Origin of the sequence: Streptomyces massasporeus, from assembly GCF_014648995.1 — a bacterium.
In the GTDB taxonomy this organism is placed as follows: domain Bacteria; phylum Actinomycetota; class Actinomycetes; order Streptomycetales; family Streptomycetaceae; genus Streptomyces; species Streptomyces massasporeus.
On sequence record NZ_BMSE01000018.1, the window covers coordinates 174,606 to 191,172 of the forward strand.

At 70.9% G+C, this 16,567-nt stretch carries 16 protein-coding genes and 1 pseudogene; 7 read left to right on the plus strand and 10 right to left on the minus strand.

The window, feature by feature from the left end; translation table 11 throughout:
- Nucleotides 1-50 precede the first annotated feature (50 nt).
- Nucleotides 51-827 carry a carbonic anhydrase gene (locus tag IE153_RS31860; protein WP_189593206.1) on the plus strand — a complete coding sequence of 259 codons (777 nt, stop codon included), beginning with the start codon at nt 51-53 and terminating at the stop codon, nt 825-827.
- A 46-nt stretch (nt 828-873) separates the two neighbouring features.
- Here IE153_RS31860 and IE153_RS31865 read toward each other — a convergent pair whose 3' ends face one another.
- Nucleotides 874-2,265, minus strand: a complete 1,392-nt coding sequence (locus tag IE153_RS31865) for a Tat pathway signal sequence domain protein (protein WP_189593207.1) — start codon at nt 2,263-2,265, stop codon at nt 874-876.
- 116 nt (nt 2,266-2,381) lie between these two features.
- Nucleotides 2,382-4,100, minus strand: a complete 1,719-nt coding sequence (locus IE153_RS31870) for a VanW family protein (RefSeq protein WP_189593208.1) — start codon at nt 4,098-4,100, stop codon at nt 2,382-2,384.
- A gap of 217 nt (nt 4,101-4,317) precedes the next feature.
- Here IE153_RS31870 and IE153_RS31875 point away from each other — a divergent pair, with 217 nt between their 5' ends.
- The 3 genes from IE153_RS31875 to IE153_RS31885 all read left to right on the plus strand — a co-directional run bounded on the left by IE153_RS31875 (nt 4,318) and on the right by IE153_RS31885 (nt 7,347).
- Nucleotides 4,318-5,583 carry a glycosyltransferase family 4 protein gene (locus IE153_RS31875; RefSeq protein ID WP_189593209.1) on the plus strand — a complete coding sequence of 422 codons (1,266 nt, stop codon included), beginning with the start codon at nt 4,318-4,320 and terminating at the stop codon, nt 5,581-5,583.
- A complete protein-coding gene (locus IE153_RS31880; protein WP_229829268.1) occupies nt 5,580-6,497 on the plus strand; it encodes a transferase in 918 nt (305 codons plus the stop codon). Before IE153_RS31875 ends, IE153_RS31880 begins: the two co-directional genes overlap by 4 nt.
- A 190-nt stretch (nt 6,498-6,687) precedes the next feature.
- Nucleotides 6,688-7,347, plus strand: a complete 660-nt coding sequence (locus IE153_RS31885; protein WP_189593210.1) for a YceI family protein — start codon at nt 6,688-6,690, stop codon at nt 7,345-7,347.
- A gap of 15 nt (nt 7,348-7,362) precedes the next feature.
- Here IE153_RS31885 and IE153_RS31890 read toward each other — a convergent pair whose 3' ends face one another.
- The 6 genes from IE153_RS31890 to IE153_RS31915 all read right to left on the minus strand — a co-directional run bounded on the left by IE153_RS31890 (nt 7,363) and on the right by IE153_RS31915 (nt 12,374).
- A complete protein-coding gene (locus IE153_RS31890; protein WP_189593211.1) occupies nt 7,363-7,860 on the minus strand; it encodes a molybdenum cofactor biosysynthesis protein in 498 nt (165 codons plus the stop codon).
- A 37-nt stretch (nt 7,861-7,897) separates the two neighbouring features.
- Complete coding sequence (locus tag IE153_RS31895) at nt 7,898-8,896, minus strand: MASE1 domain-containing protein (protein ID WP_438817956.1); 999 nt, start codon at nt 8,894-8,896, stop codon at nt 7,898-7,900.
- 60 nt (nt 8,897-8,956) lie between these two features.
- Nucleotides 8,957-9,787, minus strand: coding sequence for a PP2C family protein-serine/threonine phosphatase (locus IE153_RS31900; RefSeq protein ID WP_189593213.1), 831 nt, complete (start codon nt 9,785-9,787; stop codon nt 8,957-8,959).
- Nucleotides 9,788-9,892: 105 nt separating this feature from the next.
- Nucleotides 9,893-10,714, minus strand: a complete 822-nt coding sequence (locus IE153_RS31905; protein WP_189593214.1) for a DUF817 domain-containing protein — start codon at nt 10,712-10,714, stop codon at nt 9,893-9,895.
- Nucleotides 10,715-10,741: 27 nt separating this feature from the next.
- A complete protein-coding gene (locus tag IE153_RS31910) occupies nt 10,742-11,356 on the minus strand; it encodes a hypothetical protein (RefSeq protein WP_189593215.1) in 615 nt (204 codons plus the stop codon).
- Nucleotides 11,357-11,375: 19 nt separating this feature from the next.
- Nucleotides 11,376-12,374 (minus strand): inorganic phosphate transporter, encoded by a 999-nt coding sequence (locus tag IE153_RS31915; protein WP_189593216.1) that lies wholly within the window; start codon nt 12,372-12,374, stop codon nt 11,376-11,378.
- Nucleotides 12,375-12,543: 169 nt separating this feature from the next.
- On the opposite strand from IE153_RS31915, the gene IE153_RS31920 reads away from it, so the two are divergent.
- The 3 genes from IE153_RS31920 to IE153_RS31930 all read left to right on the plus strand — a co-directional run bounded on the left by IE153_RS31920 (nt 12,544) and on the right by IE153_RS31930 (nt 15,387).
- Nucleotides 12,544-13,143 (plus strand): DUF998 domain-containing protein, encoded by a 600-nt coding sequence (locus IE153_RS31920; protein WP_189593217.1) that lies wholly within the window; start codon nt 12,544-12,546, stop codon nt 13,141-13,143.
- Nucleotides 13,144-13,239: 96 nt separating this feature from the next.
- Nucleotides 13,240-14,445, plus strand: coding sequence for a glycoside hydrolase family 64 protein (locus tag IE153_RS31925; RefSeq protein ID WP_189593218.1), 1,206 nt, complete (start codon nt 13,240-13,242; stop codon nt 14,443-14,445).
- Nucleotides 14,446-14,715: 270 nt separating this feature from the next.
- Nucleotides 14,716-15,387, plus strand: a complete 672-nt coding sequence (locus IE153_RS31930) for a hypothetical protein (RefSeq protein ID WP_189593219.1) — start codon at nt 14,716-14,718, stop codon at nt 15,385-15,387.
- A gap of 34 nt (nt 15,388-15,421) precedes the next feature.
- Here the strand turns inward: IE153_RS31930 and IE153_RS31935 are convergent, their stop codons facing one another.
- The gene (locus IE153_RS31935; protein WP_189593220.1) at nt 15,422-16,213 is read right to left on the minus strand and encodes an ABC transporter permease; all 792 of its coding nucleotides are present in this window, start codon (nt 16,211-16,213) and stop codon (nt 15,422-15,424) included.
- Nucleotides 16,210-16,567: pseudogene (locus IE153_RS31940) on the minus strand (ABC transporter); the annotation flags it as partial. The pseudogene IE153_RS31940 and the gene IE153_RS31935, both read right to left, overlap by 4 nt.

The following is a 16,567-nucleotide window of genomic DNA, read 5'->3' on the forward strand; positions in this document are numbered from 1 at the left end:
GAAACGGCAAGGATCCCGGCCGGCCGCGCGTTCGGGCATACGTTCTGGTCGTGAACTCACATGCCACCTCCCACAGAGGCACCGGCCCCGAACCGCACCCCTTCGCCGGTGCACGGCCGACCCCCGGCGGCACCGCCCGCCGCACCCTGCTGCGCACCGCGCTGACCGGGGCCGCGGCCCTCGGCGCGGGCCTCGGAGCCACCGGCGCGGCCACCGCCGCCCCCGGCACCGTAGAACCGCGACCCGGCACCCCGGACGAGGCCCTGAGGGAGCTGGCCGCGGGCAACCGCCGCTGGCGCACCTACCGGGAACGCCACCCGCACGAGAACCCTGCCGTCCGGCGGACGCTGGCCACCTCCCAGCACCCCTTCGCGGTCGTGCTCGGCTGCATCGACTCGCGCGTACCCCCGGAGCTGGTCTTCGACCAGGGGCTGGGGGACCTGATGACCGTGCGCACCGCGGGTGAGGTGCTGGACGAGGCCGTGCTCGGCAGCGTCGCCTACGGCGTCCTGGAACTCGGCATACCGCTGGTCGTCGTCCTCGGGCACCAGTCGTGCGGCGCCGTGCGTGCCGCCGTGGCGGCGGAGCAGTCGGGGGAGCACCTGCCGGCCCACATGCAGTACCTGGTCGACCAGATACGCCCGGCCATAGACCACGGCCAGGGAGCGGACGCCAGGATCGACGCGACCGTGAGCGCCCACGTCCGGCTCGTACGCTCCCGGCTGGCCGCGGAACCCGAACTCGCCGCCAGGATCGCCACCGGCAAGCTGGCGATCGTCGGCGCGCGCTACGAACTGACGACCCAGGCCGTGAACCGCCTCGCCTGAGACGCCGCCCGGTCCGCCGCACGCGGTGGCGGACCGGGCCACCCCGTCACACCCGGAGCGGATTGAAGCGGGCCGCGGCCATCAGGTACCAGGCGGTCGCCCCGGTGTGCCGGTACGGGTAGTAGCCGAAGCCGAACCCCGTGTCGAGCGGGCTGGTCGCGGACACCACCCCAGCGCGCTCGGGCAGTTGCCTGCCTCCGACGGTCTGAGCGCCGCCCAGCAGGTCCTGGGCCTGTTCGATCGAGGCGAGCAACCGCCGTGCGCGTGCCTCGTCACCGCGGGCCCCGCGGTCGCGCAGGGCGAGCGCGAGATGCGCCGTCCCCTCGAACCACACGCCGTTGCGGTCGGGCTTGGGCTGGCCGTCGGCGATCGGCGCGTCCTCGTTCGCGAGCAGGCTCGCCGAGCTGAACGTGACGCCCTCGTACGACTGCCCCGCGGGCACCGTGCTGTTGGCGCGCCCCGAGTGATCCAGGACGGCCAGCTCCGCCGCCGCCCAGCCCAGGGAGCGGGAGTGGCGGCGTGAGTCCAGCGCGAGGTGCGTCCAGGTCTGCGTGTCCTCGGGAATCGGGGACTTGTTGACCGTCACGCCGTCGTTCGTGCCGGTGTAGAAGAAGCCCCCCGACGGCTCCCACATCCGCTTCACGAACGCCTCGGCCCGGGCTCGCCGCTCCCGCCACACCCGGTCGCCGGTGAGCAGGGCGAGCCGCCCGAAGAGGCAGACCAGATCGGTGTTGTGCTCGGTCGAGGTGAACGGCAGCTTCTGGTTCGCCCCGTCGACCCCGAACTTGTAGCCGCCGAGGGGCTCGTCGGTCCGGCCGGTGCGCTCGATCCACTCGCCGATCCGGACAGCCCCGGTCAGGAAGCGGCGCGCTCCGGTGCGGCGGGCGAGGGCGCTGAGCGCGATGCCCGCCCAGGCCATGTCGCCCACGGCGGTGCCGGTGAAGCCGAACTGTGTCCCGACGTTGGCCGTGCCGTCCGCCCGTACGAAGCCGTCGGGCTGGAGCGAGCCGTCGTAGAAGGTGTATGGCCCGGTGTTGTAGGCCTGGCGGAGCCTGCCGTCGTCGTGGGCGGGGTCGTGCTCCTGGGCGTAGAGCAGGGCGTCACCCAGGGCCTTGGCCCTGGTCAGGCCGGCCGGGGTCCGGGCGGCGAGGTGGGCGAGGATCGCGAGGGCGTTGTCGTAGGTGAACGCGGTGCTGAACAGGCCGGCCTGGTCGGTGTAGCTCTGTGTCAGGCGGATGCGGCCGTGGTCGGGGTAGGCGTCCATGGCGGCGGCGAGGAAGGCGTGCCCCCGGGCCGGGCCCGATGAGGGACGCGCACCGGCGGGGCCGGCCGCGTGGGCCTGGCCCGTGCCTGCGGCGGTGAGTCCCGCGGCACTGATGCCGAGTCCGGCACCGATGAGCGAACGCCGGCTGAGGGCCGGGCCTGGTCTGCCAGTCATGGATCTCCTTTGAGAGCGCTCTCAGTCAGTGGCCGCTCATTGTGCTGGCGCTCCGGGGCGGGGTCAACGCTCCGGTCTCAAGGGAGAGTTGCCGGGGAATGCGAACGAGGAGTGGATCACTCGCAGACGATCTCGTCACGCGGCGTGTAGTGCGTGCGGTACGGCTCCCGCTTCACTTCCCGGCCGTCGTCGTAGAACACCCGCTCCACGGTGACGTCGAACCCTTCGAGCGGCGTCTGCGGCACGCACTCCTTGTCGTCGCTCACCTTCTTCTCCGGCTTCGTCACGTTCTCGCGCGGACCCGTGACCGACTTGATCTCGTCGTACGTGCGGGTGCCGAGGAAGGAGACGGTGACGGAGGTGTCCGTGGACTCGGCCTGGATGTAGACGGCCTTGCCGGAGTCGTTGGTGAACCGCAGGTCCAGGCTGCCCCAGGCGACCGTCGCCTCGCGGCCCTCCGGGTAGCGCTCGATGTAGAACGAGTGCGCTCCGTGTTCCACGGGCTTGAGCCCGGCGAAGAACAGGGCGTTGTACAGGGTCGTCGCCACGGACGAGACCCCGCCGCCGGACGCCTTCGTGAACTTGTCGTCGAGGATGATGATGCCGTCCATGAAGCCGTTGGCCTCGGTGCGCTCGCCGACGGTCCGGTTGAAGCTCCAGGTCTCGCCCGGATCGACGACGGAGCCGTTGATGAGTTCCACGGCCCGGCCGATGTTCTTCGTGCGGTACTCGGCCGGTTCGAAGTTGACGGTGAAGGAGGACATCTTCTCCGTCAGCCCCAGCTCCGCGGCGTTCTCGCGGGTCACCTCCGGCTGGGTCACGCGTACGTCCACCTCGCCGCTGCGGTCGGCGCCGGACTTGGTGAGCAGCGGCAGCACGGCCTTGCCGAGCGCCTTGTCACTGACCGACCGGCCCACCGTGGCGTCCTCGGCCACCACGGCCTTGTCGCCTTCCGGCCGCAGCTTCGCGTTCTCGGCGGTCGTGGTGATGTCGTCCAGCGGGCCGGCCACGGCGGCTTCGGTGCGCAGGCCCTCCGCGTCGAGCTCCGGTCTCAGCGCGCCGCTGCCGTCCGGCCGCATGGTCAGATGCTCGCCCAGTGCCTCCTGGCCGACCGTGAACCGCTTGCCCGCGGCGGTGAGCGTGACGGGGCCCGACATGGCCGGCTCCGCGAAGCCGCGCACCGCCTGCCGTACCTCGTCGGCGGTGACCTTCGGCCGGGTCTCGCGGGTGGGCAGGGGAGTGGCCGTGCCGGCGTGGCCGCCGAGGAAGGAGTCGCGCAGGGGTGCGACCGCGGCGTTCACGTCCAGCGCGTACCCGGTCCGCGGTGCGACGGTCGTCACATGCCCGTCGTCGAAGGTGACGGCGCCGTCCCGGACCTTCTGGTCGAGCCCTTTCGCCAGCTCCCCCAGGGCTGCCCGGGCCTTGCCCTCGTCGAGGTCGACGACGGGTTCGATGTCGCCGCCCGAGCGGAAGAGCCCGCCGAACACGCTGAGCGGATCGGCGCCGGTGCGCGCCGCCCGGTCGACGGTCTCCTGGACGTCGTAGGAGAGGCCCGCACGCTGCGGATCGACGCTGCCCGCGCGGTCACCGATCTTCACGGGCAGTTCCCGGGCGCCGGCCGCCCCGAGCTCCCGTTCCAGCTTCCGCACCGCCTCCGCGCGGCTCAGCCCCCCGATCTCCACCCCGCGCACGGTCGTACCGGAGCCGATGTGGCCGCCCGTGAGGACCAGCCCGGCGAGATACAGACCGCCCACCCCCACGGCCAGCGCGCCGCCGGCCAGGGCGAGGGGCGGGAGGGAGGTGATGCGCGGGACGGAGGCTGTACGGGGGCGCATGGGTCTCCTGAAGATCGATACGAGGGTGCACCCGTGACGCGACGCTGCTGCGGGCAAACACATCCAGCTATCCACACATCGGGGGCAAACCGATATGGCCCAGACCACTTATGTCCGAGATCATTCCGGAATCGGCGAAACCGGTCCTCCCGCCGGGCCCGGCCACAGAGTGGTAACGGCGAACAACGAACGGGGCGTTGACACGGTCTAGGCCACCATGAAGATCTCTTTCCTGATTCACAACGCCTACGGAATCGGAGGCACGATCACCACCACGTTCAACCTGGCCGGAGCCCTGGCCGAGCGGCACGACGTGGAGGTCGTCTCCGCCTTACGGCACCGCGAGCACCCCAACCTCGTGCTCGATCCGCGGGTGCGGCTGCGGGCCCTGGTGGATCTGCGCAAAGAGGCGGATCATCCGCTGCACCAGAGACCGGCGAAGGTGTTCCCGCCCGCCGAGTACCGCCACCACCAGTACAGCGAGCTGACCGACCAGCGCATCGGGGAGTGCCTCGCGGCGCTCGACGCCGACGTCGTCATCGGCACCCGCCCGGGCCTCAACGTGCACATCGCCCGCCAGGCCCCGCAGCACGTGCTGCGCGTCGGCCAGGAGCACCTCACACTCGACAACCACTCGCCGCGGCTGCGCACGGCCCTGCGCCGCGCCTACCGCCGCCTCGACGTGATCACCACCGTGACGGAGGCGGACGCCGCCGCCTACCGGCGCAAGATGTGGCTGCCCGGCGTCCATGTGGAGGCACTCCCCAACAGCGTTCCCGACCCCGCCCTGCCGCCCGCCGACAGCACCGCCAAGGTGGTGATCGCCGCCGGCCGCCTGGTTCCGGTCAAGCGCTACGACCTCCTCATCGAGGCGTTCGCCCCGGTTGCCGCCGCGCACCCGGACTGGCAGCTGCGCATCTACGGCAAGGGCGAGGAGCAGCCCAGGCTGCGGGAGCTCATCGAGCGGCTCGGGCTGTGGAACAACGTGTTCCTGATGGGGGCCGCCACCCCCATGGAGGCCGAATGGGCCAAGGGCTCGATCGGTGCTGCCGCGTCCAACTTCGAACCGTTCGGCATGACCATCGTCGAGGCCATGCGCTGCGGACTCCCCGTCGTCAGCACCGACTGCCCCTACGGCCCCGGCGAGATCATCCAGGACGGGACCGACGGCCGGCTCGTACCGGTCGGGGACCGTGACGCGCTCGCCGCCGCCCTGCTGGACCTCGTCGGCGACGACGAGCGCCGCCGCCGCATGAGCCGTGCCGCCCTGGACAACGCGCGCCGCTTCGCCCCCGGCCCCGTGGTCGCCCAGGCCGAACGTCTGCTGGAGACGGCCGCCGCGGCCAGGGACACCGGCCCGGGCGCCACCCCGCAGGGCCACGGCACCCGGAACGCCCTGGCCGGCCGGGGCCACGCCGCCCGCGACGCCGCCCACGCCGCCGCCTCCGGCGTACTGCGATCGATACGGAAGGGACGCCGATGAGCACGCCGGAGAACGAGATGACCAGCACGCACGAGCGCACGGCGGCCGGAACGCCGCAGGGCCCGGCCGGAACACCGGAAGGCGCGGCGACGAGCCCGCGCAACGACACCCGCGACACCCACCCGCGCGCCCACTGCGGGATCGGCACGGACGGCCGGATCACCTTCCGCCTTCCGCCGACCACCACCCCCCGGCCCCAGCTGCTCCTGCGCCTGCGCCCCAAGAAGGGCCGCCCTGAGACGGCCCTGCACGTCCTCGACCTGGAGCCCGACCCCGACCGGTTCGACGGCCACCGGCAGGCCGTCCTGGAACCGCATCCGGTCCTCGACGAGGGCCGCTGGGACGTGTACCTGCTGCCGGAACCCGGAGCCGAACGCCGGCGGCTGCGCCCCGGCCTGCGGGACCTGCGCGCCCTCGTCGACGGCCACCTGCGCGACCGCCCCTCGCCGGTCACGGCCAGGGTCCCGTACGTCACCAAGGACGGTTTCCTCGCCCTGCGGGCATGGCTGCGCACCGCCCACGCCGAGGCCCGCGCCATCGGCGTCGGGGACCGGGCCCTGACGGTCACGGCCCGCCTGCACGGAGCCGAGCTCCGCGAGGACGCCACCGTGCGGCTGCGCCTGCGAGGCACCGACACCGTGCGAACCCTCCGCCCCCGGGCCGACGACGACGCAAGGAGCTTCTCCTTCACGGCCGGCCCCGGGGATCTGACGGTGGACGGCGGGGGAGGGGGCGGGATCTGGGACGTCTTCGTCCGGCCCGCCGCCGACGCACCGCCGATCAGGGTCGCCCGGCTGCTCGACGACGTGGCGGACCGCAAGCACGTGCACGTCTACCCGGCGATCGAGGCGGACGGATCCGCTTTCCGCCCGTACTACACCGTCGACAACGACCTCGCGATAGAGGTGACGTAAGACCGATTCCCCGAAATGCCCGAAATGAAAATCCCGGGAGTTCCGGATGGTCGTTTCGGTGATGCGCCGCGACAGCCATGTGTGGATTTTGTGCAAAGCGGCGGCATAAGGGGTCACGAGCTCGTTCTCAACAGCCGCAAATCGGGAGGGGACTTGCGGCCATAACCAAACTCAAGTACCTAGATGAATCATGAACCTGTTCAACCGCGTAGTGCCGTCCCGCCGGCAGGCACCGCTCCCCCCACAGCGCCCCACCGGCGCACCGGCGTCCTCCACCGCCGTGCTGTCGGACCCCAACCTGGCCGATCTGTCCGGTGAATGGGTCGTCGACCCCGCGCACAGCAGGATCGGCTTCTCCGTCCGGCACGCCATGGTGACCACCGTGCGCGGTTGTTTCCTGGAGTACGAAAGCCGGCTCTACTTCGACGCGCACGACCCCGCACGGTCACGGGCCGACATCACCCTGTTCACCGCCAGCGTCGACACCGGAGTGGAACAACGCGACGCGCACTTGGTCGGTCGTGACTTCCTTGACGCCGCCACCTATCCGCGTATGCGTTTCACCAGCACGGCGGTGCAGCAGACGGGCGCCGACCTGTTCAGCATGTCGGGCGAGCTGACCATCAAAGGGGTCTCCCGCCCCGTGGTACTCGACATGACGTACATCGGAAATGTCACCGACCCCTTCGGCTATGACCGGGTCGGCTTCGACGGCACCACCACCATCAACCGCTCGGACTGGGGCCTGACGTACAACAGCAGGCTCGCCGAGGGCGGTGCGATGGTGAGCGAGAAGGTGCGGCTGCAGCTCGACATCGCTGCCATCCGCACGCCACCGTCGGGCGGCTGACCGCCCCGGGGCGCCTCACGACCCGGCGTCGGGCCCGGCCACGACCCTGAACGTGGCCGGGCCGAGCGCGAGCACCCCGTCGCTCAGCGGCGTGCACCGCACACCGCCCCGGCCGCGCAGGGCCCGCTGGGCACCCGGGCCGATGGTCACGTCCATCCAGGCGCAGGGCCGGGCCGGGCGCCTCACGGCGAACTCCACCGGCCCGGCGCCGCAGTCGAGTGAGATCGTCGCCCCGACACAGGAATCGATGTCGACCCCGCGCAGCAGGATGTTCCGGCGGGTGTGCCGCAGGTCGGCGTCGGCCGGGAGGCTCTCCGAGGCCATGATGGTCACCGCCGCGTTCCGGTGGGCCGGCCGGGCGAAGTAGCGGTCGCCGACCAGTCCCAGCCCGCGCCGCACCTCCACCCGGGTGACCCGCTCGTCGGACGGGCCGGGGGAGGGGCCTTCGGACGGCCGTCCGGCCAGCCGGTGCGCGGGCGACACCAGCAGCTGCAGCACCTCCACCTGGGTCATGACGCCCACCCTACGTCCCGGTAACCGGGGTCGGCCGTCACTCCTCCCGCCGTCGCCCGAGTCCGCCGTCCTCCACGGGTGCCCGGCCGTCCGCCTCGCCCGCCGTGAGGTGCTCCAGGACCTCGACCAGTTCCTGGCAGGCACGCTCCACGGAACGTCGCGTGTAGATCTGCTCGGTGATCACGGCGGACAGGATCAGGGCGGTGAGCGCCATCGCCCCGTTGAAGGCCTGCAGCTTCATCATCACCTCGATGCGGCTGAGCCGTTCGAACGGCCCGACCCGGTCGGTCGCCGCCACCGTGGTCATGACCGAGGCGAACAGGGCGCACGTCAGACTGCCGGCCAGCTGGAACCGCAGTGCCGCCCAGATCAGCAGGGGGTAGACGAGGAACAGCAGACTGACCGAGCTGTGCGCGGCCAGCGGCACCAGACAGCAGGCGATGACCGCGAGCCCCGCGGCCTCCTTCCAGCGCGACATGGGCAGCGGCAGGCGTACGCGGGACAGCAGGAGCAGCACCGGCGTGACGATGAGCACGCCCATCGCGTCACCGACCCACCAGGCGAGCCACACCGCCCAGAAGCCGGGCCATTCGATCCTGTCCGTGGCGATCAGGATGCCGGCGCCGGTGGTCGAGCTGATCAGCATGGCGGTGAACGCGCCCAGGAACACCAGGGCGAGACCGTCCCGCAGGCGCGCGAGGTCGGTCCGGAAACCGGCGCGGCGCAGCAGCAGGTACCCGACGACCGGCGCGGCCGTGTTGCCCGCCAGGACGGCGAGCGCCGAGGGCGTCAGGGTGGTGAGGGACAGGATGACGAGGAAGGCGCCCAGGGCGATCCCGGGCCAGCAGCGCAGCCCGAAGAGCAGCAGGCAGGCGACGGAGACGCCGGTGGGGGGCCAGATGGGGGTGACGACCGCGCCCTCGACGACCAGTTCCCGCAGCAGCCCCAGCTGCGCCGACCCGTAGTAGCAGGCGGCGACGGCCAGCGTCTGCAGAGCGACGACGGCCGGCGTACGCAGATCCTGGCTACCCACCACAGCAGCCATGAGACACCGGCGCCGCCGCGTCGGCGAGACGGGAACGGGCGTCGTGCGGCCCTATGGCTGAGCGTCCGGCCCGTCGAGGCCGACCACCAGGACGGCCGCGTCGTCGTCGTGCCCCACGCGCTCGGCCCCCTTGATCACGGCGGCCGCGAGCGCGTCGACGTCCATGCCCGCCACCGCCGCGATGCCCGCGAGCCGCGTCACCTGGTCGAGGCCTTCCTCCAGGCGCATCGACGGGCCCTCCACGACACCGTCCGTGAGCAGCACGAACATGCTGCCCGTGGTGAGTTCGTAGCGGGTGACCGGGTACGGCGTCCCCGCCTGTACGCCGAGGGGCGGCCCGCCCTCGTCCTCGGTGAGAGCGGACTTCCCGTCGGCCGTGGCCCGGACGCAGGGCAGATGCCCGGCCCGAGCGCTCTCCAGAACGCCGGCACACGGGTCGAGCCGCATGAACGTGCAGGTGGCGAACAGGTCGGAGCCCAGGGACAGCAGCAGGTCGTTGGTCCGGGCCAGCACCTCGCCCGGCTCGCTGGTGACCGAGGCCAGCGCCCGCATCCCGGCGCGCACCTGTCCCATGAACGCGGCGGCCTCGATGTTGTGGCCCTGCACGTCGCCGATGGACAGGCCGATCCGGCCGTCGCCCAGCGTGAAGGCGTCGTACCAGTCGCCGCCCACGTTGAGACCGTGGCAGGCGGGCGTGTACCGCACGGCCAAGTGCAGCCGACGGGCGAGGGGCAGGTCCCGCGGGAGCATGCCGCGCTGCAGCGCGATCGCCAGTTCGACCCGGGACCGCTGCATCTCGGCCTGCGCACGCGCCTGAGCCGTCAGGGCCCCGAGCCTGGTCAGCAGCTCGTCGCCGTCGTCCGTCGTGCCGGTGCGGGACATGGATCACTCCGGCGAGGATGGCCACGGCGGGTGACGACCCGGCAGGTCAAATCACCCGATTTACGTCCATAGGATGATACTCAGGCGAACGCCTCCGCGACGACTTCAGAATCCTCGGGGGCTCTGGAGGCCCTCCCGCACCTCCGCGGAATCCGTACGCCGCCCCACCGCCGCCAGCACGAACGTCACGCTGATCAGCAACGCCCAGGCCCCGAACTTCTCCACCCCCACCGGCTCCCAGCCGTGCTGCTGATACGGGTAGCGCCAGGCGCCGACCAGGGTCGCCAGGTTCTCCGCCACCCACAGGAAGAACCCGATCAGCACGAACGACAGCGCCAGCGGCATCCTCCGGCGCACCCCGCGCACCGTGTACCGCACCGACGTCCCCAGCGTGACGGCCCCGAGCAGCCCGGCCAGCACCCAGCGGGCGTCGGGCAGCCAGTGGTGGCTGAAGAAGTTGACGTATATGGCGGCGGCGACCAGGGCCGTCGCGCGCGGCCGATAGCGCACGATGCCCAGGTCGAACAGGTGCCAAGCCCGGCAGATGTAGCTGCCCACGGCCGCGTACAGGAACCCGCCGTACAACGGGACGCCGGCGAACTTCAGCACGGCCGGCTCCGGGTAGCTCCAGGAACCGAGCGACACCTTCACCAGCTCGAAGGCCAGTCCGATGACATGGCAGACCGCGATGACGGCGACGTCCCGCCCGTTCTCCCAGCCGCGAGCCCAGAACACCAGCGTGAGCAGCACCCCGTAGACGACCAGCAGGTCGTAGCGCGCCACGGGCAGTTCGGGCAGCAGTGTGGACACGGCCACGCCGGACAGCAGGGCGATGGCGAATGCGCAGGCCCGCGTCTGTGTCCAGGCGAACGTGAGCAGCTGGCGGACCGGTGCGGCCAGGGGGCCGGTGATGCTTGCAGGGATCATGGTGCCCTGTAGGACGACCCCGTCCGCTCAACGGTTGCAGCGAAACTCCCTGCTCGGAGCCCCGCCGCCGGTGCCCTCCCGCGCCTCGGCCACGGCCTTCCGCAACAGCCCCGGCAGCCGCTTATCGGCGTCCGGGGCGGCGCACAGCACGCCGAGCGCCTGCTCGAGGTGACGGCGCCCCGGCCCGCGCCACCACAGCAGATCGCCGATCCGGGACACCGGACCATCCGGGGGCGCGGCGGCGAGTCTCGCCGCCCTCGCGCGGCACGCACGGCCGTGCCGCGCCAGTCGCCGGGACGCGGGACGCACCAGGCGTGCCGCATCCACGACCGCGCCGACGAGCCGCGGCGCGTAGTCGCGGCCGGCGGGGCGGGCGTCGGCGAGGTCGGCGGTCAGCGGCCACAGGGCGCGCCGGGCGTCGTCCCCCACGCTGTCGTTGACCACCCGGGCCAGGGCCGCGAGCGCCGGGTGCGTCCCGGCCGGGCTGTCGGTGAAGCGGCCGGAGGACAGCAGGGCGGCGGCCTCCATCAGACAGGCGCCGTCGTCCGGGTGCAGGTGGGCGAAACGTCCGGGTACCGGAAGGCTGTCCGGGACTCCGGCCGGGGACTCGACGGACGCCCTGCGGCCGGGAAGAGCGGTCATGGACGGCCTCCGGCTGTGATCACAGACCGGTGACGGCGTGCAGCAGGAGATACAGCGCCGCCGCCGGGATTCCCGCGCCGGGGAACGTGAGGATCCAGGCGGTACCGATCGAACGAGCCACTTGCCAGCGTACGTCGGAGAAGCGCCTGGTGGCACCGGCACCCAGAATGGCCGCGGTGATCGTCTGTGTGGTGGAGATCGGCGCCTTCACCAGGAACGCGGTCGTGTAGAGGACGGTCGCGGCAGCCGTCTCGGCGGCGAACCCGCGCGGCGGGTCGAGGTGCACGATGCGCCGCCCCAGGGTGGTGATGATGCGACGCCCGCCGGTGTACGTGCCGGCGGCCATGGCGAGCGCCACGGCGGCGATCACCCACACCGGCACGGAGAAGCCGTCCTGCCAGCCGGCCGTGACCAGCGCCAGCACGATGACCCCCATGGTCTTCTGTGCGTCCTGCAACCCGTGACCCAGTCCCATGGCGGCGGCGGAGACGGTTTGCGCCAAACGGAACCGCCGCGTGACGCGCCGGGGTGTCGAACGGCGGAACGCCCACAGGATGCCCGTGTGCAACAGGTACCCGAGGACCACGCCGACCAGCGGGGACAGCAGCATCGGCAGGATGACCTTGTCCAGGATGCCCGACCAGTGCACCGTGGCGGACGCGGCGAGCGCGGCACCGACCAGCCCGCCGATCAGGGCGTGCGAGGACGAGGTGGGCAGCCCTCGCCACCAGGTGAAGACGTTCCACCCGATGGCGCCGAGGAGCGCGCACAGGACGAGCAGCAGCCCCGAGGTCCCCTCGGGCGCCCCGATGATGCCGCTGCCGACGGTCTGCGCGACCCCGGTCCCCAGGAAAGCGCCGAAGAAATTCATCACCGCTGCCATGGCCAGTGCGACCCGCGGTGTCAGCGCCCTGGTGGAGATCGAGGTGGCGATCGCGTTCGCGGCGTCGTGGAAGCCGTTGGTGAAGTCGAACGTCAGACCCACGATGATGATCAGCACCACGAGGGCGAGCTCCATGCCTGATCACCTTTCGACGCGCGGTCGCACGGTTCCATCGTGCGCTCAGCGAGCGGATCGGGCCGTGCGGCTACGCCACGCGGCCGGATCGGGCCGTGCTGCTCCGCCACGCGGGGCGGGCGGTTCGAAGGAACCGTGAGAGGCGGACACACCGGTTTACGGTGTTCTGATGCGATCTGTTCCTCCATGGGCGCTGGTGTCATCCGGGTGTGCGCCGGTCTTCCTGATCATGGGCTGGCTGGTGGCGGCATCGCTCCAGGGACACTCCTATAACCCCGCCGCCCAGACGATCAGCGTCCTGGCGGCCCCTGGGAACAGAGGGTCCTGGGTGATGACTGCGGCGTTCATCGCATTGGGGTTCTGTCACCTGCTGACCGCCTGGGGCCTGCGCCCGGCCGCGGCGGCGGGGCGGATGGCCCTGGCGGCCGGAGGCGTATCGGCACTGGCCGTGGCCGTGTTCCCGGCACCGAGCGGCGGTGGCTCACTGAGCCATGGTTCCGTGGTCGCCGTGGGGTTCGCCGTCCTCGCGGCATGGCCCGTCCTGGCGGCCAGGGCCGGAACCGCCGTGCCCTGGGCCCTGCGTCCGTTCCCGTCCCTGGGGGCCACGGCGGTCATGGCGGTCGGAGCGGCCTGGTTCCTGGTCGAGTTGCACCTTCATGGCGTGGCCGGCATGGCCGAGCGCGCCGTGACGACCCTTCAGTCGGTCTGGCCCTTCGTGGTGGTCCTCTCCTGCCTGCGCGGATCCCTGCGCGACGGGCGCCCGAGCTGACCGATCGCTTCCGATCTGTTGACAGGTACGGACCAAAGCGCAACTCTGAGAGCGCTCTCAGCTATCGGCCGACTGTCGAACGAACGGAGGCAGAGCGTGTTGCGAACTCTCAGGCGCCGGGCCACGGCCGCGGGGCTGTCCCTCGCCATGGCCCTTGCCGGCTCACTGCTGGCGACCGGAACGGGTGCGCCGGCCCATGCCGCCGTGCCGGCGACGATCCCTCTGAAGATCACCAACAATTCGGCCCGCGGCGAGCAGTTGTACATCTACAACCTCGGCACGGAACTCTCGACCGGACGGCAGGGCTGGGCCGACGCAGGCGGCGCGTTCCATCCCTGGCCGGCGGGCGGCAACCCGCCGACTCCCGCTCCCGACGCCTCGATCACGGGCCCGGCGGCAGGGCAGTCGGCCACGATCCGCATGCCGAAGTTCTCCGGCCGCGTGTACTTCTCCTACGGCCAGAAGCTGGTCTTCAAGCTCACCACCGGCGGCCTGGTCCAGCCCGCCGTGCAGAACCCGACCGACCCCAACCGGAACATCCTGTTCAACTGGTCGGAGTACACACTCAACGACGCGGGCCTGTGGATCAACAGCACACAGGTCGACATGTTCTCCGCTCCCTACGCGGTGGGAGTGCAGCGGGCCGACGGCAGCACCGCGTCAACCGGCCGGCTCAAGCCCGGCGGATACAACGGCTTCTTCAACGCCCTCCGAGGGCAGCCGGGAGGCTGGGCGAACCTGATCCAGACCCGCCCCGACGGCACCGTACTGCGTGCCCTGTCACCGCTGTACGGCCTGGAGACCGGCGCCCTGCCGGCCACCGTCATGGACGACTACATCAACCGCGTCTGGCAGAAGTACGCCGGCTCGACCCTGACGGTCACCCCGTTCGCCGACCAGCCCGGCACCAAGTACTTCGGCCGGGTCTCCGGCGGCGTCATGAACTTCACCAATAGTGCCGGGACGGTCGTCACCAGCTTCCAGAAGCCGGACGCCTCCTCCGTCTTCGGCTGCCACCGGAGGCTGGACGCCCCCAACGACCAGGTGCGCGGCCCGATCTCGCGCACCCTGTGCGCCGGCTTCAACCGATCCACACTGCTGGTCAACCCCAACCAGCCCGACGCCGGTGCGACCGACTTCTACAAGGACAACGTCACCAACCACTACGCCCGCACGATCCACGCCCAGATGGCGGACGGGAAGGCGTACGCCTTCGCCTTCGACGACGTCGGCCACCACGAATCACTCGTGCACGACGGCAACCCGCGCCAGGCCTACCTCACGCTCGAACCGCTCACCTGACCGGCCTTCCGCACGCCGCCGTCACCACGATCGGATCGTGGTGACGGCGGCTTTGTGTTGCTGACCTGGGGGCTGTTCCCAAAACAATCTGTGATGCACGAAGTTGGCCCTTCATCAGTTTCGGAATCAATTACAACTTTACGATTTCTTGGTGTAGTTGGGCTGCCGATTACGTGAGCCTCATGGGCATCACGCGGTGACCGCAACCCCTGCCGGAACAAGGGTCATTGTGGTCACTTTCCCCCCACGCAATGGTGAGAGGCACCAACGATGACGATGAACCACGCCCTGCGGTACGGCAGCCGCACGCTCGCGTTGACGGCGACCGCACTCGGGGTGATCGCGACGGCCGTGCCGGCCGCGGCCGAGGAACAGCCCACCGCGGAGCAGATCATGGCCGACTGCGCTTCCGGTGAAGGCAAGTGCAGTTTCAATTCCCCGGAGCTCGGCAAGGCCTATCTCGGTGAGCCCCGTCAGGTATCCGAACTGCTCTTCAACTGCACCGATTCGGCCGCCTCCCAGTCGATGTCCTGGGCCGACACCGTGGGCTCCTCCCATTCGGTGGGCGGCTCTGTCACCGTGGGCGGTGGCATCGAGGGCATCATCACCGCCAGTGTGACCGCGACGTACAACTACACCTGGCAGAGCTCGCACACGGAGACGAGTTCCTTCACCGTGTCCGTGAAGCCGGGAGAAGTGGGCTGGATCTCCCGCGCCCAGGTGATGCGGCAGATATCCGGCACGTGGCAGACCCACTACGACGACCCCAAGTGGGGCCACTACTACTGGTTCGTGCCCGACACGGTCACCGGCCCGGCCCCGAACGGCACGGACGGCAAGCACAGCGCGGTCGTGGTCAAGTCCCGCAAGATGACGGCCGACGAGAAGAAGCTGTGCGACGGCGGCTCCACGGAGAACAAGGTCTTCACGCGCAACCGCTGAGCCGGCCCCGTCTTGGCAGTGGGGCCGGCCGTGGCTACTTCGGGTCGCGGTCGAAGAGCGACTTGGACCAGAGGTGGCCGAGCGCGGCCAGCCCCACACACCAGACCACCGCGAGCCATCCGTTGTGGCCGATCCCGGTCCCGAGCAGCAGACCGCGCAGGGTCTCGATGGCCGGGGTGAAGGGCTGGTACTCGGCGATCGGCTGGAACCATCCCGGCATCGCGTCGACCGGCACGAAGGCGCTGGACAGCAGCGGCAGGATCATCAGCGGCATGGCGTTGTTGCTGGCCGCCTCGGCGTTCGGACTTGACAGGCCCATTCCGACGGCGATCCAGGTGAGCGCCAGGGACATCAGGACCACCAGCGCGAAGGCCAGGATCCACTCCAGCGCGGTGGCGTCGGTGGAGCGGAATCCGATGGCGACGGCGACGGCGCCGACGAGGGCCACGCTCATCGCGCACTGGATCACGCTGCCGACGACGTGCCCGACGAGTACCGAGCCACGGTGGATCGCCATCGTGCGGAAGCGGGCGATGATCCCTTCGTTCATGTCCATGGAGACGGACACCGCGCTGCCGATCGTCGTGCCGCCGATGGTCAGCATCAGGATCCCCGGGAAGAGATATGCGAGGTACTCGGACCGGCCCCCTCCGCCGCCCTCGATACCGGCGCTCATGGTGTCGCCGAAGATGTAGACGAAGAGCAGCAACAGCACGATCGGGCTGAGCAGCAGGTTGAGGGTGAGGGACGGGTAGCGGCGCACGTGCAGGAGGTTGCGGCGCAGCATGGTGGAGGAGTCGCGCAGGGCGAGGGACAGGGCGCTCATCGGGCAGCCTCCTTGGGCTGGTTCGGCTGGTTGGGCCGGTCGGTGGTCAGGGCGAAGAACACGTCGTCGAGGTCGGGGGTGTGCATGGTCAGTTCGTCCGCCTCGATGCCGGCCGAGTCCAGCCAGTCGAGGATCGAGCGCAGTTCGCGCTGGCTGCCGTCGCTGGGGATCTGCAGAGCGAGGGACTCGTCGTCCCGAGTGACCTCGCGCAGGGCTGTGGCGGCGTTCCGGTAGGTGGCGGGGTCGGTGAAGCGGAGCCGGACGTGTCCGCCGGGGACGATCCGCTTGAGTTCGTCGGCGGTGCCTTCGGCGGCGAGGGTGCCGTTGTGGAGCACGGCGATGCGGTCGGCGAGT